Origin of the sequence: Streptomyces lushanensis (assembly GCF_001700515.1) — a bacterium.
GTDB classification, from domain to species: domain Bacteria; phylum Actinomycetota; class Actinomycetes; order Streptomycetales; family Streptomycetaceae; genus Streptomyces; species Streptomyces lushanensis.
The window spans coordinates 1-1,029 of sequence record NZ_MAUD01000334.1; the positions used below are offsets into that span (position 1 = coordinate 1).

The following is a 1,029-nucleotide window of genomic DNA, read 5'->3' on the forward strand; positions in this document are numbered from 1 at the left end:
GGACAACCGTCCGTCGCACCATCCCGGCGTATCCATGAAGCCACCCTCGACGCCGAGGGCGACCAGGGACACCGGCCCCTTCGGCAACGTACGGCCTGGGACTTCGCGGACGCTCTCGACAACGCCGAGCCCGACGAGCGCGAGGCCCTGATCCGCGGCNNGAGAAGAGGCGGTGGCCGCGGGGCGGCTTCGCCGGTCGTGTCAGGCGAGGCACGCCTCAGCAACCGCGGTGTCCTCGGCCACCTGGCCGCCGGAGACGCCGACGGCGCCGATGACGCGGCCGCCACTGACGATGGGCAGGCCGCCGCCGAAGGTCACCAGGCCGCCGTTGGTGACCTCGATGTTGTACAGATCGCCGCCGGGCTGTGACAGCTCGCCGATCGCCGCTGACGGCATCTTGAAGAAGGCGGACGTCCTCGCCTTACGGATCGCGATGTCGATGGAGCCCAGCCAGGCGTCCTCCATCCGGGAGAAGTGCAGCAGATGACCGCCGGCATCCACCACGGCGATGTTCATGTGCACGCCCATCTCGATGGCCTTGGCGATGCCCGCCGCCGTGCGGTCCATCGCCTCCCGCAGTGTCAGAGCAGTCACTGTCCCTGGTCCTTTCCGGTGTTCGCGGTGCCCCGTCGGTCCGCTCGGGGGCCGCTGCGGGCGAGTTGATTGACTGTGAGCGCTGAGCACAGTCCGTACGGGTACTGAGGCAGTGGCTCCATGTCCCGGTCGGCACGCCCCGGGAAGCAGCGGCGGAGATCACGCTTCGCCGCGACTGAGAGTTCACTCCGGCGGGACAGAATGCCCGAAACCTGATCATCACGGTACCGGGCCCCGTCTCCCCCACCGACCCCATCGCCTTCTTCCGTCCCGTCGTGTCTCCCGCACCGAACCGCCGTCGCCTCCTGCTCCTGCTCCTACTCCTGCACTTCGAACGGTCTGGCAGCGGGCACTCGAACACCGCGCTGCGGAGCTTCCTGTTTCCGTTACCGAGTTTCCGCCCACCGCGTAGGTCGGCCCGCGACGGGCCGTATG

1 protein-coding gene is annotated in these 1,029 nt (G+C 68.8%); it reads right to left on the bottom strand.

Going from position 1 to position 1,029, the window contains the following annotated elements; genetic code table 11:
- Positions 1-201: 201 nt before the first annotated feature.
- Positions 202-594, bottom strand: coding sequence for a GlcG/HbpS family heme-binding protein (locus BFF77_RS24875; protein ID WP_107422243.1), 393 nt, complete (start codon positions 592-594; stop codon positions 202-204).
- Positions 595-1,029 lie beyond the last annotated feature (435 nt).